This window comes from Variovorax sp. ISS6, assembly GCF_056523145.1.
The window spans coordinates 3,110,984-3,137,924 of sequence record NZ_JAWRZC010000001.1 but is presented as its reverse complement, the minus strand read 5'-3'; the positions used below and the strand labels follow the sequence as shown (position 1 = coordinate 3,137,924).

Genomic DNA, 26,941 nt, shown 5'->3' with positions numbered 1-26,941 from the left:
CTTTGCGCTTTCATTTTCACGACAACCAACGATCAGAGGACGAGACAGACATGAAACTCCAGAAGACACTCATCGCACTTGCAGTCGGCGCCGCGGCCATGCTGACCACCCTGGCCGCCAGCGCCACCGAGTTCCGCTCGGCCGACATCCATCCCGACGACTACCCCACCGTCACCGCCGTCAAGTTCATGAGCGAGCGCCTCAAGGCGCTGTCGGGCGGCAAGCACAGCATCAAGGTCTTCAACAACAGCGCGCTCGGCAGCGAGAAGGACACCATCGAGCAGACCAAGATCGGCGCGCTGCAGATGGTGCGCGTGAACATCGCGCCGATGAACAACATCTGCGCCGAGACGCAGGTGCCCACCATGCCCTTCCTGTTCCGCTCGGTCGACCACCTGCACAAGGTGCTCGACGGTCCGGTCGGCGAGGAGATCCTCAAGTCCTGCGAGAAGCAGGGCTTCATCGGCCTGGCCTTCTACGACAGCGGCGCGCGCTCGATGTTCACGGCCAAGAAGCCGGTGCGCAGCTTCGCCGACATGAAGGGCCTGAAGGTGCGCGTGCAGCAGTCCGACCTCTGGGTCTCGATGATCGAGGCCATGGGCGCGAACGCCACGCCGATGCCCATGGGCGAGGTCTACACGGGCCTGAAGACCGGCCTGGTCGACGCGGCCGAGAACAACTATCCGAGCTACGAGAGCGCGCGCCTGTTCGAGGTGGCCAAGTACTACACCAGGACCGAGCACTCGATGGCGCCCGAGATGCTGCTGTTCTCCAAGCGCGCCTGGGACAAGCTCTCGGCCGAGGAGCAGGGCTGGATCCGCCAGGCCGCCAAGGAATCGGTGCCCTACATGCGCAAGCAGTGGGAGGAGCGCGAAGTGAAGTCGCTGGCCACCGTGAAGGCCGGCGGCGCCGAGATCATCGACATCGACAAGGCCGCCTTCCAGGCCGCGATGAAGCCGGTGTACGACAAGTTCATCACCGACGCGAAGCTCAAGGACCTCGTGAAGCGGGTGCAGGACACGAAGTAACCGGACCGGTTCGCTGAATTGGCTCCTTCCCCCGCCGGGGGAAGGCCGGGATGGAGGCACGGCGGCGCCCGAAGCAAGCACCGCCTGCCCCCTCCCCTGTCCTTCCCCGAGGGGGAGGAAGAAAGAAGGAAGACCTCATGTACACCAAACTCTGCCGCACGCTCGCGCGTGCCTGCATGTGGCTGGGCATCCTCGGACTCGTCGCGGTGATCTGCGCGGTGAGCTGGCAGGTGTTCGGCCGCTACGTGCTCAACAACACCCCGACCTGGGCCGAGAGCCTCGCGCTGCTGCTGGTGCTCTACGTCACCATGCTCGGCGTGGCCGTGGGCGTGCGCGACGCCGGCCATATCGGCCTCGAATCCTTCCTCGTGCTCGCGCCCGACTGGCTGCGGCTGAAGATGGAATACCTGATCCACGCGCTGATCCTGGTCTTCGGCGCCGCCATGGCCTGGAACTGCGCCGAGCTGGCCGATTCGGTTTGGGAATACCGGCTGCCCACGCTGTGGATCTCCGAAGGCTGGAAGTACATCCCCGCCGCCGTCTCGGGCGTGCTGATCGTCCTGTTTTCCATCGAACACATCATCGCGCTCGCCAAGGGCCGCGAAGTCGAACCCGCCTGGGGATAAGCCGCCATCATGACGATCCCGCTCCTCATCCTCTGCCTCTCGTTCACGCTGTTCCTGCTGCTCGGCGTGCCGGTGGCCTTCTCCATCGGCCTGTCCGCGCTCGCCACCCTGCTCTACGAAGGCCTGCCGCTGGCGGTCGGCTTCCAGCAGATGACCTCGGGCATGGGCATCTTCTCGTTCCTCGCGATCCCCTTCTTCATCTTCGCGGGCGAGCTCATGCTGTACGGCGGCATCGCCGACCGCATCGTCAACTTCGCGCGCGCGCTGGTGGGCCACGTGCGCGGCGGCCTCGGCATGTCGAACGTGGTGGCCTGCACGCTGTTCGGCGGCGTCTCGGGCTCGCCCGTGGCCGACGTCTCGGCCATGGGCGCCGTGATGATCCCGATGATGAAGAAGGAGGGCTACCACGCCGACTACGCGGTCAACGTGACGACCCACGCGGCCCTGGTCGGCGCGCTCATGCCCACCAGCCACAACCTGATCATCTATTCGCTGGCAGCGGGCGGCAAGGTGTCGATCGCGGCGCTGATCCTCGCGGCGCTGCTGCCGGCGGCGGTGCTCACGCTCAGCAACCTCGCGGCCGCCTACCTGGTGGCGGTGAAGCGCGGCTATCCCGCGGGCACCTTCCCGGGCTGGGACATCGTGTGGCGCTCCTTCGCCGCCGCGCTGCCCGGCCTGTTCGTGGTGGTGCTGATCCTCGGCGGCATCCTGTCGGGCATCTTCACGGCCACCGAGTCGGCCGCGGTCGCGGTGATCTACGCGCTGCTGCTCACCATCTTCCTCTACCGCACGCTGAAGTGGGAGCACTTCATCAAGGCGGCCTCGAAGGCGGTGCGCACCACCGGCGTGATCCTGCTGCTGATCGGCATCTCGAGCACCTTCGGCTACCTCATCAGCCTCTACGGCGTGGCCGAGCTCACGGGCCAGATGCTGTCGCAGGTCACGACCACGCCGTGGATGATCTTCCTGCTGATCAACATCATCCTGTTCGTGCTCGGCACCTTCCTCGACATGGCGGCCACCATCCTGCTGTGCACGCCGATCTTCCTGCCGATCGCGCAGCACTACGGCATGAGCTCGGTGCAGTTCGGCGTGGTGATGCTGATCAACTGCGCGCTCGGCCTCAACACCCCGCCCGTGGGCACCACCCAGTTCGTGGGCTGCGCGATCGGGGGCGTGTCGGTGGGCCAGGTGATGCGCACCATCTGGCCGTTCTACGGCGCGCTGATCTTCGCGCTCGGCGTCGTGACCTTCGTGCCGGCCTTCTCGACCTGGCTGCCGAGCATGTTCATGGTCGTGCGCTGATGACCGAGCCCGTGCGCCCGCCGCTGTACATCCGCATCCATCCGGCGGACAACGTCGCCATCGTCGCCAACGACGGCGGCCTGAAGGCCGGCGCGGTGTTCGCCGACGGCCTCGCGCTGGTGGACAACGTGCCGCAGGGCCACAAGGTGGCGCTGGCCGACCTCGCTGAGGGCGAGGCGATCCGGCGCTACGACGTGGTGATCGGCTATGCGCAGAAGGCGCTGCCGCGCGGCAGCTGGGTGCACGAGCGCGTGATGCGCATGCCGACCGCGCCCGAGCTCGACGGCCTGCCGATCGCCACCGTCAAGCCGCCGCCGATGGCGCCGCTCGAGGGCTTCAGCTTCGACGGCTACCGCAATGCCGACGGCTCGGTGGGCACGCGCAACATCCTCGCGATCACGCAGACGGTGCAGTGCGTGGCCGGCGTCACCGAGTTCGCGCTGCAGCGCATCAAGCGCGAGCTGCTGCCCAAGTACCCGAACGTCGACGACGTGGTCGCGCTCGAGCACGGCTATGGCTGCGGCGTGGCGATCGACGCGCCCGACGCGATCGTGCCGATCCGCACCCTGCGCAACATCAGCCTCAATCCGAACTTCGGCGGCGAGGTGATGGTGGTGAGCCTGGGCTGCGAGAAGCTGCAGCCCGAGCGCCTGCTGCCGCCCGGCAGCATCCCGATCGCCGATGGCCGCGATGCGGATCTCGACGTGGTCTGCCTGCAGGACGACGAACACGTGGGCTTCATGTCGATGATCGATTCGGTCATGCGGCAGGCCGAGCAGCACCTCGCGCGGCTGAACGCGCGCCGGCGCGAGACCGTGCCCGCGAGCGAGCTCGTGGTGGGCGTGCAGTGCGGCGGCAGCGACGCCTTCTCGGGCGTCACCGCCAACCCGGCCGTGGGCTTCTGCACCGACCTGCTGGTGCGCGCCGGCGCCACCGTGATGTTCTCGGAGACCACCGAGGTGCGCGACGGCATCGACCAGCTCACCGCGCGCGCCAGCACGCCCGCGGTGGCCGAGGCCATGGTCCGCGAGATGGCCTGGTACGACGACTACCTGCGCAAGGGCCGCGTCGACCGCAGCGCCAACACCACGCCCGGCAACAAGAAGGGCGGCCTGTCGAACATCGTCGAGAAGGCGATGGGCTCGATCGTGAAGTCGGGCTCGGCGCCGATCTCGGGCGTGCTCGCGCCCGGCGAGAAGGCCACGCACAAGGGCCTGATCTACACCGCCACGCCGGCCAGCGACTTCATCTGCGGCACGCTGCAGCTCGCGGCCGGCATCAACCTGCACGTGTTCACCACGGGCCGCGGCACGCCCTACGGGCTGGCCGAGGTACCGGTCATCAAGGTCGCCACGCGCAGCGACCTCGCGCGCCGCTGGCACGACCTGATGGACGTGAACGCGGGCCGCATCGCCGATGGCGACGCCACGATCGAGGAGGTGGGCTGGGAGCTGTTCCGCCTGATGCTCGACGTCGCCAGCGGCCGGAAGAAAACCTGGGCCGAGCACTGGCAGCTGCACAACGCGCTGGTGCTCTTCAACCCGGCTCCCGTGACCTGAGAAAAAAGAGGCAGGCGCGGGTATTCCGGACGACCCGGCAAAGGGGGCCGGGCGTCCTTCTTTCAACCGAGAGAGGAGACCGAGGATGCAAAGAACCCGTTTGGTGGCGAGCATGATCGCCGGCGCCGCCCTGCTGGCCGCGTGTGGCGGCGGCGGCGGTGGTGGCGGAGCGAGCTTCGTGCCGCTGCCACCCGCGGCGAACAACCCGCCGCCCGAGACACCCGTGCCGCCCGAGGTGCAGGCAGCCCAGCCGAAGCTGTCGAACACGCCGATGGACGAGATCGTGAGCAGCCACCTGCTGCCCACCATCGAGCGCCTGTTCGCTCAGGTGCGCGCGCAGAAGCTCGACACCGTGCTGCTGGGGCAGAAGGTGTTCGCGCCCGGCAGCAAGGACAAGTTCCTGCCCGGCAAGGTGGCGATCGGCTTTTCGTACATCCTGCTGAACACGCCCAGCTCCGACCCCAAGTACCGCGAGTACATCGACGGCTACCGCGAGATCGCCGACGCGACCATCGACGTGACCAACGACAGCTGGGGCATCTACTACTACATGTCGGCGCTGTGGAAGCTCAAGAAGGCCGGCCTACTCGAGGGCAGCGGCGCCGCGATCTCGCCGGCCACGCTCGACAAGCTCAAGACCAAACTCAACTGGACCGCCTTCGTCGACCCTGCCGACTATTCGCTGATCGGGTTGCCGACCAACTACTACGGCGTGGCCTTCAGCATCGCGCGCCTGCGCCACCTCATGGGCTGGGAAGGCCCCGAGGCCAGCGAGGCGCTGCTGCAGAAGATGATCAACCACTACAAGACCTTCTCGGCCTTCGGCTTCTCCGACGAGACCGACGGCAGCGGCCGCTTCGACCGCTACAGCGTGCTGCTGATCGGCGAGATCATGCAGCGGCTGATCGAGACCGGCATGACGGTGTCGGCCGAGGACGAGGCCTCGCTCAAGGGCTGGCTGCGCCAGTCGGTGGACGTGATCAAGGTGCGGCTGAACCCGGCCGGCAACGGCGTGGACTACGGCCGAAGCCTCGCGGGCTATGCCGACACGGCCTTCGCCGAAGTGCTGTCGGCGGCCGAGCACATGAACGTGCTGAACGAGGAGGAGAAGCAGATCGCCTATGCCTTCGCCACGCGCGTCACGGCCAAGTACGTGGAGTTCTGGTACGACGCCGAGCTCGGCTCGCTCAACATGTGGCAGAAGGGCCGGCGCGTCGACAGCTACCGCGGCATCGACCGCGTGCTCGGCGAGAACCTGAGCCTGTCGCACCAGCTGATCTACACCAACAACCTCTGGAAGTCGGCCGGCTACGCGCAGAAGGCGCCGGTGTCGACGCAGACCTTCCTGGCCTACCTCGACAGGCAGCCGCGCGCCACGCTCACGAAGTTCGCGGGCTTCGACGGCGCAGCCTCGACCTACGACCGCGGCCTGGTGACCTACCGCGACGGCCTGCGCGTGATCAGCCTGCCGGTGGTCAACGGTGCGAAGACCTACCACCACACCAACCCCTACTTCGCGATCCCCCACTCCTACAACATGCTCTCGGGCGTGGCCGACACCCAGTGGCCGCAGCTGCAGCCGCGCTTCACCGTGGCGACCGGTTCGCAGCCGCTGATCCCCGCGGCCTACCAGAAGAACCTGAAGATCGCCGAGGCCGGCCAGGTGCTCACCGTGAGCTACGACCAGGACGCGATGGACCGCGCCACCTCGGGCAACGACCCGATCAAGGACCCGCGCATCACCTCGAGCACGCGCTACACCTTCGAACCCGGCCGGATCACGCGCGTCGACACCTACACGCCCGCGGCCGCGCTCGACATCGCGAAGCTCGAGCTCGAGTTCGGCAGCTACTCCGACGGTGCCCGCGCGCTCGGCGGCAACCGCTTCGCCTTCGCGAACGGCGACGTGCAGGGCTTCGCGGTCGAGGGCCTGCAGGACTGCGCGGCGGTCGACGTGCGAGAGAACCTCGACTACAACACGCCGACCGGCGCGCTGAAGACCAGCATCCGCTGCAGCACGCCGGCCTTCAGCCTGGCGGCGCCGCTCACGATCAAGTGGGTGCTCGAGTACCGCTCGCCGAGCGTGGCGGGCATCGCGCCGAAGTGACCCACCGCCCGGCCGCCGCGAGACGGCCGGGCTTTTTTTCTCCAACCACGACAAGCCCCATGGAAGACCTCAGGAACAAGACCGCCCTCGTGACCGGCGCCAGCACCGGCATCGGTGCCGCGGTGGCCATCGCCTTCGCCGCGCGCGGCATGCGCGTGGCGGTGCACTACAACAGCTCGGCCGATGCCGCGAACCAGGTGGTCGAGACCATCCGCGCCGCCGGCGGCAGCGCCTTCGCGGTCAAGGCCGACGTGCGCGACACGGCCGCGATCCGCGACTGCGTGCAGCGCACCGTCACCGAGTTCGGCCGCATCGACGTGCTCGTGAACAACGCCGGCAGCCTGGTCAAGCGGGTGCCGATCGCCGAGTTCGACGATGCGCTGTTCGACGAGGTGCTGCATGTCAACGCGCGCTCGGTGCTCGCCTTTTGCCGCGAGACGGTGCCGCTGATGCGCCAACAGGGCAGCGGCAACATCATCAACGTGACCTCGGTCGCGGCACGCACCGGCGGCGGCCCCGCCGCCTACCTCTACGCGGGCGCCAAGGGCTTCGTGAGCACGGCCACCCACGGGCTGGCCAAGGAACTGGTGGGCGACAGCATCCGCGTCAACGCGGTGGCGCCGGGCGTGATCCAGACGCCGTTCCAGGACCGCTTCTCCACGCCCGCGATGCTCGAGAACTTCAGGGCCGGCATCCCGATGGGACGCCTCGGAGAGCCCGAGGAGTGCGTGGGAGCCTTTCTCTTCCTCGCTTCGGAACAGCTCTCGGGCTATGTCACGGGGCAGGTCATCGAGGTGAACGGCGGGCAGTACATGCCCTGAGTTTTCGCAACAACAACCACTGGAGACAACATGAACAGAAACGACTTCCTCCGCGGCCTCGCCGCCTTCTCGGCGACGGCCGCGCTCTCGCTGGGCCTGGCCGCCACGGCCTCGGCGCAGGCCAGCGACTATCCGAACCGCACCATCGAGCTGCTGGTGCCCTACCAGCCCGGCGGCGGCACCGACGGCCTGGCGCGCGCCTTCTCGGATGCGAGCCGCAAGTACATCTCGCAGCCCATCGTGATCGTCAACCGCCCCGGCGCGGGCGGCGCCATCGGCTGGACCGAGGTGATCAATTCCAAGCCCGACGGCTACAAGCTCGCGGTGCTCACCGTCGAGCTGCTCACGCTGCCGCACCTGGGCCTGGCGAAGTTCAACTACGACGACTTCCAGCCGATCGCGCAGCTCAATGCCGACCCGGCCGCGATCACGGTGAAGGCCGACTCGCCCTGGAACACGATCGAGGACTTCCTCGCCGCCGCGAAGAAGGACCCGGGCAAGGTGAACGTCGGCAACTCGGGCAACGGCTCGATCTGGCACCTGGCCGCGGCCGCGCTCGAGGACAAGACCGGCACCAAGTTCGGCCACATCCCGTTCCAGGGCGCGGCGCCCGCGGTGCTCGCGCTGCTCGGCGGCCACATCGACGCCGTGGCCGTGAGCCCGGCCGAGGTGACGACCCACGTGCAGGGCGGCAAGCTCAAGGTGCTGATGGTGATGGCCGACCAGCGCGTGAAGGGCTTCGAGAAGGTGCCGACCGCGAAGGAGCGCGGCATCGACCTCACGATCGGCACCTGGCGCGGTCTGGGCGCGCCGAAGAACACGCCGCCCGAGGTGATGGCGCGGCTGCGCGAGATCACGGCCAAGACCGCGGCCGAGCCGCTGATGCACGAGGTGATGGACAAGCAGAACCTGGGCTACGTCTACACCGACGGCGCGGCCTTCAAGGAGACGCTGGCCAAGGACAACGCCTACTTCAAGGCGCTGATCACCAAGCTCAACATCAAGCCGTGAGCACCGCCATGCAACGCCGCACCCTGATCCGCAGCGCCCTCGCCACGCCGCTGCTCGCCGCCCTGCCCCATGCCTTCGCCCAGGGCAACTGGCCGACGGGCAAGGCCATCACCTACCTCGTGCCCTTCCCGGCCGGCGGCACCACCGACGTGCTGGGCCGGTTGATCGGCCAGAAGCTCGGGCCGGTGCTCCACACCAGCGTCATCATCGACAACAAGGGCGGGGCCGGCGGCAGCGTCGGCTCGGAGATCGGCGCGCGCGCCGCGCCCGACGGCTACACGCTGGTCGGCGGCACCATCAGCTCGCACGCGATCAACGTGAGCCTTTACCCAAAGATCGGCTACGACCCGCAGAAATCCTTCGCGCCGGTCACGCTGATCGGCACCAACCCGGTGGTGCTGGTGGTGAACCAGGCGAGCCCGCACAAGACGCTCAAGGACGTGCTCGAGGCCAGCAAGGCCAAGGCCGGCGGGCTCTCGTCGGCCTCGGCCGGCACCGGCACCTCGCAGCACCTGGCGCTGGAACTGCTGGCCTACAAGTCGGGCGTGAAGTTCACGCACATCCCCTACAAGGGCAGCGGCCCGGCGATCCAGGACGTGATCGGCGGCCAGGTCGACATGATGTTCGACACCACGGTGGTGGCCGGCCCGCACATCCAGAGCGGCAAGCTGCGCGCGATCGCCGTCACCTCGGCGAAGCGGCTGGCCTCGATGCCCGAGGTGCCGACGGTGGCCGAGTCGGGCATCGCGGGGCTGCAGGACTTCGAGGTGGTGTCGTGGCAGGCGATCTTCGTGCCCGCGGGCACGCCCGCGCCGGTGGTGCAGCGGCTGCACACGGAGATCCGCACCATCCTCGCGACCCCGGAGATGCAGGACAAGCTCAAGGGCTTCGGCATGGAGCCCGCGGACCTGGGCACGGCGCAGATCGCGGCCTTCCAGAAGGCCGAGGTCGAGAAATGGGCGCAGGTGATCAAGGCGGCGGGGATCAAGGCCGAGTAGCGGAAAAGCGCCCGGCGGCCGCGGCCGGGAAATTCCGCGCAATTCGCCCCCGCGAAATCCCGAGGGAAGTTTCCTACGCCCCGGGCCGGGCCCGCTTTATAGAATGCCCCTCCCATCCAAGAACCAGAAGCTCCGCACGTGTCTGATCGCTCCGCTGTCCTGCCCCAATACCTGTTCCCCAAGCAGGCACTGACCAATTTCGCCGGCTGGGTCGCGGGCAAGGAGCGGGGAGCGGTCACCACCTGGATCATCCGGCGCTTCGTCGACAAATACGGCGTCGACATGAACGAGGCGCTCGAACCCGATATCGCGCACTACAAGAGCTTCAACCAGTTCTTCACGCGCGAGCTCAAGCCCGGCGTGCGCCCGCTCGCCGACACCGACCTGATCTGTCCCGTCGATGGTGCGATCAGCCAGTTCGGTGCGATCGAGGGCGACCAGATCTTCCAGGCCAAGGGCCACAACTACAGCACCACGGCCCTGGTGGGCGGCGACGCGGCGCTCGCGGCGCAGTTCGCGCACGGCAGCTTCGCCACGCTGTACCTGAGCCCGCGCGACTACCACCGCATCCACATGCCCTGCGACGGGCGGCTGCTGCGCATGATCCACGTGCCGGGCGAGCTGTTCTCGGTCAACCCGACCACCGCGCGCGGCGTGCCGGGCCTGTTCGCGCGCAACGAGCGCGTGGTCTGCGTCTTCGAATCGGCCCATGGCCCCTTCGTGCTGGTGCTGGTCGGCGCCACCATCGTCGGCAGCATGGCGACCGTGTGGCACGGCGTGGTCAACCCGCCGCGCGGGGGCGAGCTGCGCGAATGGCGCTACGACGACCGTCGGATCGAACTGCGCAAGGGCGAGGAGATGGGCCGTTTCTTGCTCGGCTCGACCGTCGTCATGCTGTTCCCCGCGCCCGCGGTGGCCTTCAATTCCGAATGGGCGCCCACGCGCCCCATCCGGCTGGGCGAAGCCATGGCGAATTTTTCGAAAATGTGACGCTTTGTCTCTGGAGCCGCATGCAGCGTACGCCCATAGCTATAAAACTAGTAGCATCGTAATCATTTGAGCTATAGTCCCCGGCCGGAGCGAAGGCCGGAGAGCGGTCCGCCAACCATCAAAAAAGAGCGAGGCCGAGGCACTGCCCACCAGCCGGCCTCCCGCGCAGCACAGATCGCAGAGGAGATGATGACGATGAGTTCCAAGGAAAACGCAGCCATCAGCCAGTTGCTCGCGCTGCTCGAGGCCCGCTATGCGCTGCGTGTGCTCTGGGCCCTGCGCGACGGCCATGCCCAGACCTTTCGGCTGCTGCAGGACAGCGTCGGCGGCATCACTCCCAACACCCTCAACACCCGGATCAAGGAACTGCGCGAAGCCGGCGTGGTGAGCCACGGCGGCGACGGCTACAGCCTCACGCTCAGCGGCCAGGACCTGCTCAAGCGGCTGTCCGACCTGCAGGCCTTCGCGAGCAAGTGGCAGCTCGGCCAGGCCAAGAAGGCGGCGGCGCAACCGGCCGCCGCGGTGCCCGCGGCCGCGACGCCGACGGCCGCGCCCGGGCCACAACCGCCCACGCCGCCGCTGCCCGCGCCCTCCTCACCACCGCCCTCTCCGCCCTCCTCGCCGATCCCGCCGCCGATCTCGGACTGAACCCGGCGGCGCCCCGTCCGGCAAGCGCCGTCCTCCGGCCTCGGTAAACTCCGCGCCTTCGATCCCCGGATCGATGCCTTTTCTTTCATCTCGCGAACACATACCGACGCAAGGAGCGTTCACCATGCCCACCACTCCCTCCGGCCTGCAATACGAAGACACCGTCGTCGGCGACGGCGCGGAAGCCAAGCCCGGCCACCACGTGCACGTGCACTACACCGGCTGGCTCTACAACGACGGCGTGCAGGGCGCCAAGTTCGACTCGAGCCGCGACCGCAACGACCCGTTCGCGTTCTCGCTCGGCGCCGGCCAGGTCATCAAGGGCTGGGACGAAGGCGTGGCCGGCATGAAGATCGGCGGCCAGCGCACGCTGATCATCCCGGCCTCGCTGGGCTACGGTGCCCGCGGCGCCGGCGGCGTGATCCCGCCGAACGCCACCCTGAAGTTCGACGTCGAGCTGCTCGACACCCACTGATCGAGCGGCGGGCCCTCGGCTCGAAGGCCCTGCGAAGGGCCTTTTTCATCGCCGGGCCGCCCCAAGATGGAAAACGCCCCCTCGGGGGGCAGCGACCTCACGAAGTGAGGGAGCTCGGGGGCCATCTTTCATGCCCATGCGGCCTTTTCGGCCGCATTTTTTCGCTTGAAAAGCCTCCGGAGGGCCCCAACTGGCCCGCAATCGTTTGTTTCCAGCCCATCGATCAATCCGCTTCCAAAGATGTCCGATCCGCAACAATCCGCCCCGAATTCGCAAACCCTGCACGGCGAACCCAGCCCTGAAGAGCTGGAGGCCGCGCAAGCCGCCAACGAGGCGGACGCGCTGGCCGCGGCCCAGGGCGAGCTCGCCGCGCTGCAGGCCAAGAACGCCGAACTGGCCGACCAGTACCTGCGCGCGCAGGCCGACGTGCAGAACGCCCGCCGCCGCGCCGACGACGAGATTTCCAAGGCCCGCAAGTTCGCGGTCGAAGCCTTCGCCGAGAGCCTGCTGCCGGTGACCGACAGCCTCGAGGCCGGTCTCGCCGTCAAGGACGCCACCCCCGAGCAGATCCGCGAAGGCGCCGAAGCCACGCTGCGCCAGCTCAAGAGCGCGCTCGAGCGCAACAAGGTGATCGAGATCGCGCCGGCCCCCGGCAGCAAGTTCGATCCGCACCAGCATCAGGCGATCTCGGTGGTGCCCGCCGACCAGGAACCGAACACCGTGGTGGGCGTGCTGCAGAAGGGCTACACCATCGCCGAGCGCGTGCTGCGCCCCGCGCTGGTCACCGTCAGCGCTCCGAAGTAAGCCGCCTCGCCCCCCTTCCCCATCCACACGAATTCCACAGGAAAACCCCGTTTCTTCCCTTGAATAGACCCGGGTTATCCACAAGTTCATAACAACATATTTTTCAGGTTTCAGGAGTACAGAACATGGCAAAGATCATCGGCATCGACCTCGGCACCACCAACTCGTGCGTGTCGATCATGGAAGGCAACACCACGCGCGTGATCGAGAACTCGGAAGGCGCGCGCACCACGCCTTCGATCGTCGCGTACCAGGAAGACGGTGAAGTGCTGGTCGGTGCCTCGGCCAAGCGCCAGGCCGTCACCAACCCCAAGAACACGCTGTACGCGATCAAGCGCCTGATCGGCCGCAAGTTCGAGGAAAAGGAAGTGCAGAAGGACATCGACCTGATGCCCTACACCATCGCCAAGGCCGACAACGGCGACGCATGGGTGGAAGTGCGCGGCAAGAAGATGGCCCCGCAGCAGGTCAGCGCCGACATCCTGCGCAAGATGAAGAAGACCGCCGAAGACTACCTCGGCGAAGCCGTGACCGAAGCCGTGATCACGGTGCCGGCCTACTTCAACGACGCTCAGCGCCAGGCCACCAAGGACGCCGGCCGCATCGCGGGCCTCGACGTCAAGCGCATCATCAACGAACCCACCGCCGCGGCGCTGGCCTTCGGCCTCGACAAGCAGGACAAGGGCGACCGCAAGATCGCCGTGTACGACCTCGGCGGCGGCACCTTCGACGTCTCGATCATCGAGATCGCCGACGTGGACGGCGAGAAGCAGTTCGAAGTGCTGTCGACCAACGGCGACACCTTCCTCGGCGGCGAGGACTTCGACCAGCGCATCATCGACTACATCATCGGCGAGTTCAAAAAGGAACAGGGCGTCGACCTCAGCAAGGACGTGCTCGCGCTGCAGCGCCTGAAGGAAGCCGCAGAGAAGGCCAAGATCGAGCTGTCGAACAGCGCCCAGACCGACGTCAACCTGCCCTACATCACGGCCGATGCCACCGGTCCGAAGCACCTGAACATCAAGCTCACGCGCGCCAAGCTCGAGAGCCTGGTCGACGAGCTGATCGAGCGCACCATCGCGCCCTGCCGCCTGGCCATCAAGGATGCCGGCATCAGCGTGAGCGACATCAACGACGTGATCCTGGTCGGCGGCATGACCCGCATGCCCAAGGTGCAGGACAAGGTCAAGGCCTTCTTCGGCAAGGACCCGCGCAAGGACGTGAACCCCGACGAGGCCGTGGCCGTCGGCGCCGCCATCCAGGGCCAGGTGCTCTCGGGCGACCGCAAGGACGTGCTGCTGCTCGACGTGACCCCGCTGTCGCTGGGCATCGAGACCATGGGTGGCGTGATGACCAAGATGATCACGAAGAACACCACGATCCCGACCAAGTTCGCCCAGACCTTCTCGACCGCCGAGGACAACCAGCCGGCCGTGACGATCAAGGTGTTCCAGGGCGAACGCGAAGTGGCCGCGGGCAACAAGCTGCTCGGCGAGTTCAACCTCGAGGGCATCCCGCCGGCATCGCGCGGCACGCCGCAGATCGAGGTGAGCTTCGACATCGACGCCAACGGCATCCTGCACGTCGGCGCCAAGGACAAGGGCACCGGCAAGGAAAACAAGATCACCATCAAGGCGAACTCGGGCCTGTCGGAGGACGAGATCCAGAACATGGTGAAGGACGCCGAGCTCAACGCGGCCGAGGACAAGAAGAAGGTCGAGCTGGTGCAGGCCCGCAACCAGGGCGAAGCCATGGTCCACAGCGTGCGCAAGTCGCTGGGCGAGCACGGCGACAGCCTGGACGCCGGCGAGAAGGAAAAGATCGAGACCGCGATCAAGGAACTCGAGGACGTGGTCAAGGGCGAGGACAAGGCCGCGATCGAAGAGAAGACCAACACGCTGATGACCGCGAGCCAGAAGCTCGGCGAGAAGATGTACGCCGACGCGCAGGCCGCGGCCGGTGCCGCCGGCGGCCCGGGTGCCTCGGCTGGCGCGGAAGCTGCGAGCAGCGCCCCGGCCGACGACAACGTGGTCGACGCCGAGGTCAAGGAAGTCAAGAAGAAGGACTGAGCGTCCGCTCGGTCGAACGGGGCTGGAACACCTGAAAGGGTGCTCCAGCCTTTCTCGCTTCGATCGATCCCCGTTTCCAGAAGAAGACCCGAAGACCGCCCCGCCGCCCGACCGAACCTGCCATGGCCACCAAACGCGACTACTACGAAACCCTCGGCGTTCCCAAGAACGCGAGCGACGACGAAATCAAGAAGGCTTATCGCAAGCTCGCGATGAAGCACCACCCGGACCGCAACCACGGCGACACCAGCAAGGACGCCGAGGCCAAGTTCAAGGAGGTGAAGGAAGCCTATGAAATGCTGTCGGACGGCCAGAAGCGCGCGGCCTACGACCAGTACGGCCACGCCGGCGTCGATCCCAACATGCGCGGCGGCCCGGGCGCGGAAGGCTTCGGCGGCTTCGCGGAAGCCTTCGGCGACATCTTCGGCGACGTGTTCGGCGGCGGTGGCCGCGGCCGTGCCGGCGGTGGCCGCCAGGTGTTCCGCGGCAGCGACCTGAGCTACGCGATGGAGATCACGCTCGAGGAAGCGGCCGAGGGCAAGGAAGCCCAGATCCGCATCCCGAGCTGGGACGACTGCGGCACCTGCAAGGGCACCGGCGCGAAGCCGGGCACCAAGCCGATCACCTGCACCACCTGCCACGGCGCGGGCGCGGTGCAGATGCGCCAGGGCTTCTTCAGCGTGCAGCAGACCTGCCCGACCTGCCACGGCAGCGGCAAGATCATTCCCGAGCCCTGCGCGACCTGCCATGGCCAGGGCAAGATCAAGAACAACAAGACGCTGGAAGTGAAGATCCCGGCCGGCATCGACGACGGCATGCGCATCCGCAGCACCGGCAACGGCGAGCCCGGCACCAACGGCGGGCCGCCCGGTGACCTCTACATCGAGATCCGGCTCAAGAAGCACGAGCTGTTCGAGCGCGACGGCGACGACCTGCACTGCGTGGTGCCGGTCAGCGTCACCACCGCGGCGCTCGGCGGCGAGATCAACGTGCCCACGCTCAAGGGCAACGCGGCCATCGACATTCCCGACGGCACGCAGAGCGGCAAGCAGTTCCGCCTGCGCGGCAAGGGCATCAAGGGCGTGCGCTCGAGCTACCCGGGCGACCTCTACTGCCACGTGCGCGTCGAGACCCCGGTCAAGCTCACCGAGCACCAGCGCAAGCTGCTGAAGGAACTCGACGAGTCGCTCAAGAAGGGCGGCGAGAAGCACAGCCCCACCGACAAGGGCTGGTTCGACAAGGCCAAGGAATTCTTCAGCTGAGGACGAAACGCACGGCCCTGCCGTGCTGAACCGTGGCGCACGAGGGGTGCGCCACGGCCTCGAGGCCCCCTGCGGCCTTTTGTTTGCGGCCACGCACGCGAACGGTGCCCCTCGAACGCCTTCGGTGCCACGCACCACAACGGCGCCTTCTTCCGCTTCCCTCCGACTCGCAGCTGGCGCGCTTTCCCACGCCGCGGCGCGCGCCGCGCTCATCAAAAGATGGCGCGCAGATTGCTTTTAGATTTTTTTTGAATGAGCAATAAACCCAAACCGAAGCTGCCGCGTTATTGAAGGACAGCGTTGTTTTTTTGAGTCAACGGGCTCAATAGGAGGTGCTTGCCGTTAAAACACGCAAAGGACGCATATGTCGATTGCCATAGGTATTTTCACTGGCAGACTGGTTTACCCGAACCGGTTTGCGGAACCTGGGAATTTAGCTGGAATTCGCAAACTCGTGCACGATTTTTTTGTTGAACTTTACTCGTGACTGTGGTTCTGAATTAACAACTATTTCCCGGGTGCACTCTTTGCTTTATGCTGATTGTGCAGATTGTGTTTAAGGGAGTTTTCCAAGGCATGCAGCCCTGGGCGGCCACACCTTTTTCAAAAGATGCGACGCTTTCGGACTGCAGGATTTCGGGCTTTAAAGGCCCGCTGACTTGACGGAGGCGTGACCATGGATGTGATCAGCAACTTTGCAGCGCGTTACGAGCGCACTCGCGAAGAGGTCCTTTCACTGCAGGACTACCTGGAACTCTGCAAACGGGATCCGATGGCCTACGCCACGGCTTCCGAGCGCATGCTCAAGGCCATCGGCGACCCCGAACTGGTCGACACCCGCAACGACTCCCGCCTTTCGCGCATCTTCGCCAACAAGGTCATCAAGATCTACCCGGCGTTCAAGGAGTTCTACGGCATGGAGGAGGCCATCGAGCAGGTGGTGTCCTATTTCCGCCACGCCGCGCAGGGGCTGGAGGAAAAGAAGCAGATCCTCTACCTGCTGGGCCCGGTCGGCGGCGGCAAGAGCTCGATCGCCGAGCGCCTCAAGCAGCTCATGGAGCACGTGCCCTTCTACGCGATCCAGGGTTCGCCGGTGAACGAATCGCCGCTCGGCCTGTTCGACGCGGCCGAGGACGGCGAGATCCTCGAGAAGGAATACAACATCCCGCGCCGCTACCTGCAGCGCATCCTCTCGCCCTGGGCCGTCAAGCGGCTCGAGGAGTACGGCGGCGACATCCGCCAGTTCAAGGTGGTGAAGCGCTACCCCTCGGTGCTGCGCCAGATCGCGGTGGCCAAGACCGAGCCCGGCGACGAGAACAACCAGGACATCTCCTCGCTGGTCGGCAAGGTCGACATCCGCAAGCTCGAGACCTATGCCCAGGACGACCCGGACGCCTACGCCTATTCGGGCGGCCTGTGCCTCGCGAACCAGGGTCTCCTGGAGTTCGTTGAGATGTTCAAGGCGCCGATCAAGGTGCTGCACCCGCTTCTGACCGCCACGCAGGAAAGCAACTTCAAGGGCACCGAGGGTTTCGGCGCGATACCGTTCGATGGCATCGTGCTGGCCCACAGCAACGAGAGCGAGTGGAAGGCTTTCCGCAACAACAAGAACAACGAGGCTTTCCTCGACCGGATCTACATCGTCAAGGTGCCCTACTGCCTGCGCGTGTCCGAGGAGATCAAGATCTACGAGAAGCTGGTGCGCAACTCCTCGCTGGCCCAGGCGCCCTGCGCACCCGGAACCCTGCGCATGATGGCGCAGCTGTCGGTGCTCACGCGGCTCAAGGAACCCGAAAACTCGAGCATCTTCAGCAAGTCGCAGGTCTACGACGGCGACAACCTCAAGGACACCGATCCCAAGGCCAAGTCGATCCAGGAGTACCGCGACTACGCGGGCGTCGACGAGGGCATGAGCGGCGTCTCCACGCGCTTCGCCTTCAAGATCATCTCCAAGGTCTTCAACTTCGACAGCTCCGAGGTGGCCGCCAACCCGGTGCACCTGATGTATGTGCTCGAGCAGCAGATCGAGCGCGAGCAGTTCCCGCAGGAGGTCGAGCAGAAGTACATCAGCTACATCAAGGAGCTGCTGGCGCCGCGCTATGCCGAGTTCATCGGCAAGGAGATCCAGACCGCCTACCTCGAGAGCTACAGCGAGTACGGCCAGAACATCTTCGACCGCTACGTGACCTACGCCGACTACTGGATCCAGGACCAGGAGTTCCGCGACGTGGACACCGGCGAGGTCTTCGACCGCGCCTCGCTCAACGCCGAGCTCGAGAAGATCGAGCGGCCGGCCGGCATCGGCAACCCGAAGGACTTCCGCAACGAGATCGTCAACTTCGTGCTGCGCGCGCGGGCCGGCAACAACGGCCGCAACCCCGCCTGGACCAGCTACGAGAAGCTGCGCGCGGTGATCGAGAAGAAGATGTTCTCCAACACCGAGGAGCTGCTGCCGGTGATCAGCTTCAACACCAAGAGCAGCGCCGACGAGCAGAAGAAGCACGAGGACTTCGTCACGCGCATGGTCGAAAAGGGCTACACCGCCAAGCAGGTGCGCCTGCTGTGCGAGTGGTACCTGCGCGTGCGCAAGAGCTCGTAGCGCGCACCGCCAACGGAGCACGCCAACGCCCATCGTTTTGCAAGGAGCTTTGAAACCATCGTGGCCATCCTGCAGCAGATCATCGACCGCCGGCTCTCGGGCAAGAACAAGTCCATCGGCAACCGCGAGCGCTTTCTCCGGCGCTACCGCGGCCAGATCCAGGAGGCGGTACGGCGAGCCGTGAGCGGCCGCAACATCCGCGAACTGGAACAGGGCGAGGATGTGACGCTGCCGCGCCACGATGTGTCGGAGCCGGTGTTCGGCCATGCGCGCGGCGGCGACCGCGAGTACGTGCACCCGGGCAACCAGGAGTACGTGCGCGGCGACCGCATCAAGCGCCCCGAGGGCGGCCAGGGCGGCGGCTCGGGCAGCGGCGAGGCCAGCGACAGCGGCGAGGGCAACGACGACTTCGTGTTCCACCTCACGCGCGAGGAGTTCATGCGCGTGTTCTTCGACGACCTCGCGCTGCCGCACCTGATCCGCACGCAGATCGCCGACGTGCCCGAATGGAAGAGCCACCGCGCGGGCTTCACCAGCGACGGCACGCCCAACAACCTGCACGTGGTGCGCTCGATGCGCGGCGCGCTGGCCCGGCGCATCGCGCTCGGCGGCGAACCGCGCAAGGAACTGCGCCGGCTCGAGGCGCACCTGCTGCACCTGAAGGCGCATCCGCAGGCCACGCAGCCCTTCATCCAGAACGAGATCGCCGAGACCGAGGCACGCATCGAGGAGTTGCGCCGCACCGCGCGCCACGTGCCCTACATCGATCCGATCGACCTGCGCTACCGCAACCGCGTGAAGACGCCGGTGCCCAGCGCCAAGGCCGTGATGTTCTGCCTGATGGACGTCTCGGGCTCGATGGACGAGGCGCGCAAGGACATGGCCAAGCGCTTCTTCATGCTGCTGTACATGTTCCTCACGCGACACTACGAGACCATCGACCTGGTGTTCCTGCGCCATCACACGCAGGCGCAGGAGGTCAGCGAGGACGAGTTCTTCCACGCCACCGAGACCGGCGGCACCGTGGTGTCGAGCGCGCTGGTGCTGATGGACGAGATCGTGCGCGCGCGCTACCCCAGCGGCGAATGGAACATCTACGGCGCGCAGGCCAGCGACGGCGACAACTGGCACCAGGACAGCGGGCGCTGCCGCCAGCTGCTCGAGGAGAACATCCTGCCGAAGGTGCGCTACTACGCCTACGTGCAGGTGGCCGAGACCGAGCAGAACCTGTGGCAGGAATACGCGCAGCTCGAGGGCATCGAGCCCAACTTCGCGATGCGCAAGGTGTCCGAGGCGAGCGACATCTACCCCGTGTTCCGCGACCTGTTCAAGAAGGAAGGAGCCAGCGCATGACCCCCGCCGACCGCCCTCCTTCGGCACCGCCGCTGCCGACCGCCGCCACCATCCCGCAAGGCAAGCTCGAGCGGCTGCCCAGTCCCTCTGACTGGACCTTCGACCTGATCGAGCGCTACCACACCGAGATCGCGCGCACCGCGCGCGGCTACGGCCTCGACGTCTACCCGAACCAGCTCGAGATCATCACGGCCGAGCAGATGATGGATGCCTACGCCAGCGTGGGCATGCCGATGATCTACAGGCACTGGTCGTACGGCAAGCAGTTCATCGCCACCGAGAAGAACTACCGCCGCGGCCACATGGGGCTGGCCTACGAGATCGTGATCAACTCCGATCCCTGCATCGCCTACCTGATGGAAGAGAACACCATGGCCATGCAGGCCCTGGTGATCGCGCACGCGGCCTATGGCCACAACAGCTTCTTCAAGGGCAACTACCTGTTCCGCATGTGGACCGATGCGTCCTCGATCATCGACTACCTGGTCTACGCGCGGCACTACATCGCCGAATGCGAGGAGCGCCATGGCGTGGACGAGGTCGAGAAGCTGCTCGACTCCTGCCACGCGCTGATGAACTACGGCGTGGACCGCTACCGCCGGCCGCAGAAGCGCTCGCTGGCGCAGGAGAGCGCCCAGCGCGCCGAGCGCGAGCGCCACATGCAGCAGCAGGTCAACGACCTCTGGCGCACGCTGCCGCGGCGCAGCGAGCAGAACGCCGGCTCGGAATCGGCGCCGCGCTTTCCGCTCGAGCCGCAGGAGAACCTGCTCTACTTCATCGAGAAGAACGCCGCGCTGCTCGAGCCCTGGCAGCGCGAGGTGGTGCGCATCGTGCGCAAGATCGCGCAGTACTTCTATCCGCAGCGCCAGACCCAGGTCATGAACGAGGGCTGGGCCACCTTCTGGCACTACACGCTGCTCAACACCATGTACGACCGCGGCCAGCTCGACGACGGCTTCATGATGGAGTGGCTGAGCTCGCACACCGGCGTGATCTTCCAGCCGCCGGTGGGCCACCGCGCCTACAGCGGCATCAACCCCTATGCGCTCGGCTTCGCGATGTACACCGAGCTGCGCCGCATCTGCGAGAAGCCCACCGACGAAGACCGACGCTGGTTCCCCGATTTCGCGGGCAGCGACTGGGTGGCCACGCTCGACTACGCGATGCGCAACTTCAAGGACGAGAGCTTCGTGGGCCAGTTCCTGAGCCCGAAGACCATGCGCGACTTCCGCCTGTTCGCGATCCGCGACCATCAGAGCGAATCCGAGCTCGAGGTCTCGGCGATCCACGACGACAGCGGCTACCAGGCGCTGCGCGAATCGCTGTCGCGCCAATACGACCTCGGCAGCCGCGAGCCCGACATCCAGGTCTGGAACGTCAACATGCGCGGCGACCGCTCGCTGACGCTGCGCCACACCCAGCGCAACAGCCTGCCGCTGCACGACGATGCCGAGGAGGTGCTCAAGCACGTGGCGCGGCTGTGGGGCTTCGACGTGCACCTCGAGAGCGTCGATGCGCAGGGCCGCATCAGCCGCAGCTGGAAGGCGTCGGCGCCGCGGGCGCTGTACTAGCCGAGGCGCAGGTCAGGGCACGAGCGCGGCGATCGCCAGCGTGTAGCCCTTCACGCCCAGCCCCACGATGATCCCTCGCGCCGCCGGCGAGATGTACGAGCGGTGGCGGAATTCCTCGCGCGCATGCACGTTCGAAATGTGCAGCTCGATCAGCGGCACGCTCGCGCCCTTGATGGCGTCGTGCAGCGCGATCGAGGTGTGGGTGTAGGCGCCCGGGTTCATCACCACGCCGAGCATGGTGCCGGCCGCCACTTCGCGGCCCGCTTCCTGGATCCAGTCGACCAGCACGCCTTCGTGGTTGGTCTGGCGGCATTCGATCTCCACGCCGAGCTTCGCGCCCGTTTCGACGCACAGGCGTTCCACATCGGCCAGCGTGTCGCGGCCATACTGTTCGGGCTCGCGCGTGCCCAGAAGGTTGAGGTTGGGGCCGTTGAGGACGAGGATTTTCTTCATGATGAATCGGCTGGCAGCACGCGTCGGACGGGCCGCCATTATGGTCTGGCACCTGCCCTGCCCCACGGAGAACCCGATGACGAATTCCGCCGCTTTCCCCTGGCACCCAGTCGCCCCTTCCGCCGGGCTGCGCCCCGGCGCCAACATCGTCGCCGGCTTCGCCCAGGGCAAGGAACTCGCGCTCTGGCGTTCGGCCGATGGCGCGGCCCAGGCCTGGGAGAACCGCTGCCCGCACCGCAGCGTGCGCCTCACGCTCGGCCAGGTGATCGAGAACCGGCTCGCCTGCGCCTACCACGGCTGGCAGTACGCCGCGGGCAACGGGCAGTGCGTCGGCATTCCCGCCCATCCGGCGATGCCGGCGCCGCGCGGCGTCTGCGCCAAGGTGTTCGGCGCGGTCGAGGCGGCGGGCATGGTGTGGGTGAACCTGGCGCACGAGGGTGACGCGGCAACGCCCGCTCCGCAGGCACTGGCCGATGCCGTGCCGGCCGGCTGGCATTTCTGCCGCACGCTGACGCTGCGTGCCGGCGCGCGGCCGGTGCGCGAGGCGCTCGCACGCCATGGCTTCGCGGCTGGCACCGCCGCGGACGCATGGCGCGGCACACTCGGCGGCATACCGGCCGTCGCGCTGCTGCTCGATGCGCAGCCGCAGCTGGCCTTCGTCCACCTGTGGACCGAGGCTGCTCCGGGCTCCGACGCGATGAAAGCCCTGCACGCGGCCGCGCGAACCCTGCGCGGCGACATCGAACCACCCGACGCCTGAAGGAAGGACGCACCATGCCCTTCGTCACCGACGATCCCAACATGCTCGACGACTGGCTGGTCGTCGGCTCCGCGAGCGCGCTCGCCGGCCGCTCGCAGCGGCAGCCCTACGGCACCTGCCTGCTCGGCGCCACGCTCTCGCTGTGGGCCGAGGCCGGCGGCACGCCGCAATGCCGGCTCGGCACGCAGCCGCTTTCCGTGCAGTCGCGCCACGGCTACCTCTGGGTCTGCCCCAGCGGCCGGCCCGCGCGCCCGCTGTTCGAGTTTCCGGAGTACACCGAGCCCGGGCGCCGCCTCGTCGACTGCGGCGGCATCGGCGTCGCGGTGTCGGGGCTGCGCGTGATCGAGAACTTCCTCGACATGGCGCACTTTCCCTTCGTGCACGCCGACTACCTCGGCAAGGTGCCGCACACCGAGGTCGCCCGGTACGAGGTGGCGATCGAGCCCGCCACCGGCGAGATCTGGGCCACCGACTGCCGCTTCTGGCAGCCGCGCGCCTCGGCCGCGCACGACAGCGGTGCCGACGTGCGCTACACCTACCGCGTGATGCAGCCCTTCTCGGCCATGCTCTACAAGTCGAGCCTGCGGCCCGAGGCGCAGGACGCGATCGGCCTGTTCCTGCAGCCGCTCGACGACGAGCACGTGATCGCCCACACGGTGCTCGCCTACTTCGACGATGTGTCGAGCGACGCCGAGCTCATCGCGTTCCAGCACACGATCTTCGGCCAGGACAAGCCGATCCTCGAGAACCATGCCTTCAAGCGCATGCCGCTCGAAGGCCGCGCCGAGACGCCGACGCGCGGCGACACCACCTCCGTCACCTACCGCCGCTGGCTGCGCGAGCGCGGCATGCGCTTCGGCACGAGGGCCGCCGCATGACGACGCTGCTCAGGCTCCACGACTATCCGCTCTCGGGCAACTGCTTCAAGGTGCGGCAGCTGCTGGCCTGGCTGGCCGTTCCCTACGAGGCCGTGCCGGTCGACTTCTACCCCGGGCGCGCGCACAAGTCGGCCGCGTTCCTCGCGCAGCTCAACCCGCTCGGCCAGATCCCGGTGATCGAGGACGAGGGCTTCGTGCTGCGCGATGCGCAGGCGATCCTGGTCTACCTCGCGAGCCGCCACGACGCCCAGCGGCGCTGGTACCCCGACGATCCGAAGCTGCGCGGCCAGGTCGCGATGTGGCTCGCCACGGCCGACGAGATCACGCGCACCGCCTCGGCCGCGCGGCTGCACGACGCGCTGGGCTACCGCCACCTCGACATCGAGGCCTGCCGCGCCGGTGCGCGCGCCGTGTTCCGCGTGCTCGACGACCACCTGGCCGAGCAGGCGAGCGCCGGCCTGCGCTGGCTGGCCGCGGCGGCCGAGCCGACGATCGCCGACCTGGCCTGCTTCCCCTACGTGGCGCTGGCCGGCGAAGGCGGCATTTCGCTCGACGAATATCCCGCCCTGCGGCACTGGGTCTGGGATTTCCGACATCTGCCCGGGTTCATCGGCATGTCGGGTATCTTCCCCGCTGGCCCCGCCTGAGTATCCTTGGGGCTTCGCGCCGCCTGCCGGCCCCCATTCCTTCCCTCCTCCCCCCTTTCCCCCGAACCCGCCATGAAAACCAAAGCCGCCGTCGCCTGGAAATCCGGAGCCCCCCTGACCATCGAAACCGTGGACCTCGACGGCCCCCGGTTCGGCGAAGTGCTCGTCGAGATCAAGGCCACCGGCATCTGCCACACCGACTACTACACCCTCTCGGGCGCCGACCCCGAAGGCATCTTCCCCGCCATCCTCGGCCATGAAGGCGCGGGCATCGTGGTCGACGTCGGCCCCGGCGTCACCACGCTCAAGAAGGGCGACCACGTCATTCCGCTCTACACGCCCGAATGCCGCCAGTGCAAGTTCTGCCTGTCGCGCAAGACCAACCTGTGCCAGCTGATCCGCGGCACCCAGGGCAAGGGCCTGATGCCCGACGGCACCAGCCGCTTCAGCCTCGACGGCAAGCCCATCGCCCACTACATGGGCACCTCCACCTTCAGCAACTACACGGTCGCGCCCGAGATCTCGCTGGCCAAGATCCGCGAGGACGCGCCCTTCGACAAGGTCTGCTACATCGGCTGCGGCGTCACCACCGGCATCGGCGCGGTGATCTTCACGGCCAAGGTGGAAGCCGGCGCCAACGTGGTGGTGTTCGGCCTCGGCGGCATCGGCCTGAACGTGATCCAGGGCGCGAAGATGGTGGGCGCCGACAAGATCATCGGCGTCGACCTGAACCCCGAGCGCGAAGCCATGGCGCGCAAGTTCGGCATGACGCACTTCATCAACCCGAAGGACACCGAGAACGTGGTCGACGCCATCGTGCAGCTGACCGACGGCGGCGCCGACTACAGCTTCGAGTGCATCGGCAACACCAAGGTGATGCGCCAGGCGCTCGAGTGCACGCACAAGGGCTGGGGCCGCAGCATCATCATCGGCGTGGCCGAGGCCGGCGCCGAGATCAGCACCCGCCCGTTCCAGCTGGTCACCGGCCGCAAGTGGGAAGGCTCGGCCTTCGGCGGCGCGCGCGGCCGCACCGACGTGCCGAAGATCGTCGACTGGTACATGGAAGGCAAGATCAACATCGACGACCTGATCACGCACACCATGCCGCTCGAGAAGATCAACGACGGCTTCGACCTCATGAAGCGCGGCGAGTCGATCCGCGGCGTGGTGCTCTACTGACGCCGCGGGTGCCGACCATGGAACGCATGGAGCCCCTGCGCCGCATCGAAGCCGGCGTGCTCGAGGTCGCCTACCACGAGAGCGGCCCGGCCGACGGACCGCCCGTGCTGCTGATGCACGGCTTCCCCTACGACATTCACACCTACGCCGAAGTCGCGCCGATCCTGGCCGCGCAGGGCTGTCGCACCATCGTGCCGTACATGCGCGGCTATGGCGGCACGCGCTTCCTGAGCGCCGACACGCCGCGCTCGGGCGAACAGGCGGCCTTCGGCGCCGACCTGCTGGCGCTGCTCGATGCGCTCGAGATCGAGCGCGCCGTGCTCGCCGGCTACGACTGGGGCGGCCGCGCCGCCTGCGTGGTGGCGGCCCTGTGGCCCGAGCGCTGCGCGGGGCTGGTATCGCTGAACAGCTACAACATCCAGAACATCGCCAAGGCGATGGAGCCCGACACGCCCGAGAACGAGCACAGCCTCTGGTACCAGTACTACTTCCACAGCGAGCGCGGCCGCGCCGGCCTGCGGAAGGACCGCAAGGCCATCGCGAAGCTGCTGTGGAAGCTGTGGTCGCCGACCTGGCGCTTCGACGACGCCACCTTCGAGCGCAGCGCCGCGGCCTTCGACCATCCCGACTTCGTGGAGGTGGTGATCCATTCGTACCGCCACCGCTTCGGCCTGGTGGCGGGCGATCCGGCCTATGCCGACATCGATCGCCAACTGGCCGCGCAGCCGGTCATCCGCGTGCCCGCGATCACCTTCGACGGCATCGACGACGGCGTGCGACCGCCGGCCGACGCATCGGCGCATGCGCCGCGCTTCAGCGGACCGCGCTCGCACCGGCTGGTGCCGGGTGCGGGCCACAACCTGCCGCAGGAGGCGCCGCGCGCCTTCGCCGACGCGGTGCTCGAACTGGTGCGGGGCGCCGCATGACCGATCTGCTCAAGACCCTGTCCGAGCACCACTGCTTCGGCGGCGTGCAGGGCTTCTACGAACAGGCCTCGCACGAGATCGGCCTGCCGATGCGCTTCTCGGTCTACCTGCCGCCGCAGGCCGCGAACGAGCGCGTGCCGGCGCTGCTGTACCTCGCGGGCCTGACCTGCAACGAGGAGACCTTCGCGATCAAGGCCGGCGCGCAGCGCATGGCCGCCAGCCTCGGCCTCGCGCTGATCGCGCCCGACACCAGCCCGCGCGGCGCGGCCGTGGAAGCGCTGCCGGGCGCCAGCGCGAGCTGGGACTTCGGCATCGGAGCCGGCTTCTACCTCGACGCCACCGAGGCGCCCTGGGCCGCCCACTGGCGCATGGAGAGCTGGATCGTGCAGGAGCTGCTGCCGCTGGTGGGCCGCCAGTTCGCGATCGACACCGCGCGCCTGGGCATCTTCGGCCACTCGATGGGCGGCCACGGCGCGCTCACGCTGGCGCTGCGCCATCCGGGGCGCTTCCTCTCGCTGTCGGCCTTCGCGCCGATCTGCGCGCCCACCCAGTGCCCCTGGGGCGACAAGGCGCTGCGCGGCTACCTCGGCGAACCCGGCGACGACCGCGCGGCCTGGCTCGCGCACGATGCCAGCGCGCTGATGCAGTCGCAGGTCGCGGCGCCCTATCCGCACGGCATCCTGGTCGACCAGGGCCTGGCCGACAAATTCCTCGCCGAGCAGCTGCATCCCGAGGCCTTCGAGGCCGCCTGCTTCGCCGCCGGCCAGCCGCTCACGCTGCGGCGCCACGCGGGCTACGACCACGGCTACTACTTCATCCAGAGCTTCATGGCCGACCACCTGGCGCACCACGCGCAGGTGCTGCGCGGCTGA

23 protein-coding genes and 1 pseudogene are annotated in these 26,941 nt (G+C 67.3%); 23 read left to right on the top strand and 1 reads right to left on the bottom strand.

Annotation, left to right across the window (positions count from 1 at the left end):
* Nucleotides 1–50: 50 nt before the first annotated feature.
* The 17 genes and pseudogenes from AC1HIL_RS14255 to AC1HIL_RS14175 all read left to right on the top strand — a co-directional run bounded on the left by AC1HIL_RS14255 (nt 51) and on the right by AC1HIL_RS14175 (nt 21,226).
* On the top strand, nt 51–1,028 hold the full coding sequence (locus AC1HIL_RS14255) for a TRAP transporter substrate-binding protein (RefSeq protein ID WP_261210498.1): 978 nt from the start codon (nt 51–53) through the stop codon (nt 1,026–1,028).
* Between the two features lie 137 nt (nt 1,029–1,165).
* Nucleotides 1,166–1,654, top strand: coding sequence for a TRAP transporter small permease (locus tag AC1HIL_RS14250; protein WP_057594505.1), 489 nt, complete (start codon nt 1,166–1,168; stop codon nt 1,652–1,654).
* Nucleotides 1,655–1,663: 9 nt separating this feature from the next.
* Nucleotides 1,664–2,959: a TRAP transporter large permease gene (locus tag AC1HIL_RS14245; protein ID WP_057594506.1), complete on the top strand. Its 1,296-nt coding sequence runs from the start codon at nt 1,664–1,666 to the stop codon at nt 2,957–2,959.
* Nucleotides 2,959–4,518, top strand: coding sequence for a galactarate dehydratase (gene garD / locus AC1HIL_RS14240; RefSeq protein ID WP_479672051.1), 1,560 nt, complete (start codon nt 2,959–2,961; stop codon nt 4,516–4,518). Before AC1HIL_RS14245 ends, garD begins: the two co-directional genes overlap by 1 nt.
* A gap of 85 nt (nt 4,519–4,603) precedes the next feature.
* Entirely contained in the window at nt 4,604–6,625 is a 2,022-nt protein-coding gene (locus tag AC1HIL_RS14235) for a lipocalin family protein (protein ID WP_261210496.1), read from the top strand.
* A gap of 59 nt (nt 6,626–6,684) precedes the next feature.
* Complete coding sequence (locus AC1HIL_RS14230; RefSeq protein ID WP_479672050.1) at nt 6,685–7,446, top strand: SDR family NAD(P)-dependent oxidoreductase; 762 nt, start codon at nt 6,685–6,687, stop codon at nt 7,444–7,446.
* Between the two features lie 30 nt (nt 7,447–7,476).
* Nucleotides 7,477–8,457, top strand: a complete 981-nt coding sequence (locus tag AC1HIL_RS14225) for a Bug family tripartite tricarboxylate transporter substrate binding protein (protein ID WP_057594510.1) — start codon at nt 7,477–7,479, stop codon at nt 8,455–8,457.
* An 8-nt stretch (nt 8,458–8,465) separates the two neighbouring features.
* The gene (locus AC1HIL_RS14220) at nt 8,466–9,455 is read left to right on the top strand and encodes a Bug family tripartite tricarboxylate transporter substrate binding protein (RefSeq protein ID WP_057594533.1); all 990 of its coding nucleotides are present in this window, start codon (nt 8,466–8,468) and stop codon (nt 9,453–9,455) included.
* Nucleotides 9,456–9,593: 138 nt separating this feature from the next.
* The gene (gene asd / locus AC1HIL_RS14215; RefSeq protein WP_413763997.1) at nt 9,594–10,445 is read left to right on the top strand and encodes an archaetidylserine decarboxylase; all 852 of its coding nucleotides are present in this window, start codon (nt 9,594–9,596) and stop codon (nt 10,443–10,445) included.
* A gap of 195 nt (nt 10,446–10,640) precedes the next feature.
* Nucleotides 10,641–10,943 (top strand): annotated as a pseudogene (locus AC1HIL_RS14210) (winged helix-turn-helix transcriptional regulator); the annotation flags it as partial.
* Nucleotides 10,944–11,217: 274 nt separating this feature from the next.
* Nucleotides 11,218–11,568 (top strand): FKBP-type peptidyl-prolyl cis-trans isomerase, encoded by a 351-nt coding sequence (locus AC1HIL_RS14205; RefSeq protein WP_057594512.1) that lies wholly within the window; start codon nt 11,218–11,220, stop codon nt 11,566–11,568.
* A gap of 240 nt (nt 11,569–11,808) precedes the next feature.
* Nucleotides 11,809–12,372: a nucleotide exchange factor GrpE gene (gene grpE / locus AC1HIL_RS14200; RefSeq protein WP_057594513.1), complete on the top strand. Its 564-nt coding sequence runs from the start codon at nt 11,809–11,811 to the stop codon at nt 12,370–12,372.
* Between the two features lie 125 nt (nt 12,373–12,497).
* Nucleotides 12,498–14,441, top strand: coding sequence for a molecular chaperone DnaK (gene dnaK / locus AC1HIL_RS14195; RefSeq protein WP_057594514.1), 1,944 nt, complete (start codon nt 12,498–12,500; stop codon nt 14,439–14,441).
* A 122-nt stretch (nt 14,442–14,563) separates the two neighbouring features.
* On the top strand, nt 14,564–15,703 hold the full coding sequence (gene dnaJ / locus AC1HIL_RS14190; protein ID WP_057594515.1) for a molecular chaperone DnaJ: 1,140 nt from the start codon (nt 14,564–14,566) through the stop codon (nt 15,701–15,703).
* Between the two features lie 676 nt (nt 15,704–16,379).
* Nucleotides 16,380–18,302, top strand: coding sequence for a PrkA family serine protein kinase (locus tag AC1HIL_RS14185; protein ID WP_057594516.1), 1,923 nt, complete (start codon nt 16,380–16,382; stop codon nt 18,300–18,302).
* A 60-nt stretch (nt 18,303–18,362) separates the two neighbouring features.
* On the top strand, nt 18,363–19,655 hold the full coding sequence (locus AC1HIL_RS14180; protein WP_057594517.1) for a YeaH/YhbH family protein: 1,293 nt from the start codon (nt 18,363–18,365) through the stop codon (nt 19,653–19,655).
* Nucleotides 19,652–21,226 carry a SpoVR family protein gene (locus AC1HIL_RS14175; RefSeq protein WP_057594518.1) on the top strand — a complete coding sequence of 525 codons (1,575 nt, stop codon included), beginning with the start codon at nt 19,652–19,654 and terminating at the stop codon, nt 21,224–21,226. Before AC1HIL_RS14180 ends, AC1HIL_RS14175 begins: the two co-directional genes overlap by 4 nt.
* A gap of 12 nt (nt 21,227–21,238) precedes the next feature.
* On the opposite strand, the gene aroQ is transcribed toward AC1HIL_RS14175, so the two are convergent.
* Nucleotides 21,239–21,679 carry a type II 3-dehydroquinate dehydratase gene (gene aroQ, locus AC1HIL_RS14170; RefSeq protein ID WP_479672049.1) on the bottom strand — a complete coding sequence of 147 codons (441 nt, stop codon included), beginning with the start codon at nt 21,677–21,679 and terminating at the stop codon, nt 21,239–21,241.
* 76 nt (nt 21,680–21,755) lie between these two features.
* On the opposite strand from aroQ, the gene AC1HIL_RS14165 reads away from it, so the two are divergent.
* The 6 genes from AC1HIL_RS14165 (at nt 21,756) to fghA (ending at nt 26,941) form a co-directional block, all read left to right on the top strand.
* Nucleotides 21,756–22,439, top strand: a complete 684-nt coding sequence (locus tag AC1HIL_RS14165; protein ID WP_479672048.1) for a Rieske 2Fe-2S domain-containing protein — start codon at nt 21,756–21,758, stop codon at nt 22,437–22,439.
* 14 nt (nt 22,440–22,453) lie between these two features.
* Nucleotides 22,454–23,317, top strand: coding sequence for an aromatic ring-hydroxylating dioxygenase subunit alpha (locus AC1HIL_RS14160; protein WP_479672047.1), 864 nt, complete (start codon nt 22,454–22,456; stop codon nt 23,315–23,317).
* A complete protein-coding gene (locus AC1HIL_RS14155) occupies nt 23,314–23,964 on the top strand; it encodes a glutathione S-transferase family protein (RefSeq protein WP_479672046.1) in 651 nt (216 codons plus the stop codon). The genes AC1HIL_RS14160 and AC1HIL_RS14155 overlap by 4 nt, the downstream gene beginning before the upstream one ends.
* 72 nt (nt 23,965–24,036) lie before the next feature.
* Nucleotides 24,037–25,143, top strand: coding sequence for an S-(hydroxymethyl)glutathione dehydrogenase/class III alcohol dehydrogenase (locus tag AC1HIL_RS14150; RefSeq protein ID WP_057594524.1), 1,107 nt, complete (start codon nt 24,037–24,039; stop codon nt 25,141–25,143).
* A gap of 17 nt (nt 25,144–25,160) precedes the next feature.
* Nucleotides 25,161–26,069, top strand: a complete 909-nt coding sequence (locus tag AC1HIL_RS14145) for an alpha/beta fold hydrolase (RefSeq protein ID WP_479672045.1) — start codon at nt 25,161–25,163, stop codon at nt 26,067–26,069.
* Complete coding sequence (gene fghA / locus AC1HIL_RS14140) at nt 26,066–26,941, top strand: S-formylglutathione hydrolase (RefSeq protein WP_057594525.1); 876 nt, start codon at nt 26,066–26,068, stop codon at nt 26,939–26,941. The genes AC1HIL_RS14145 and fghA overlap by 4 nt, the downstream gene beginning before the upstream one ends.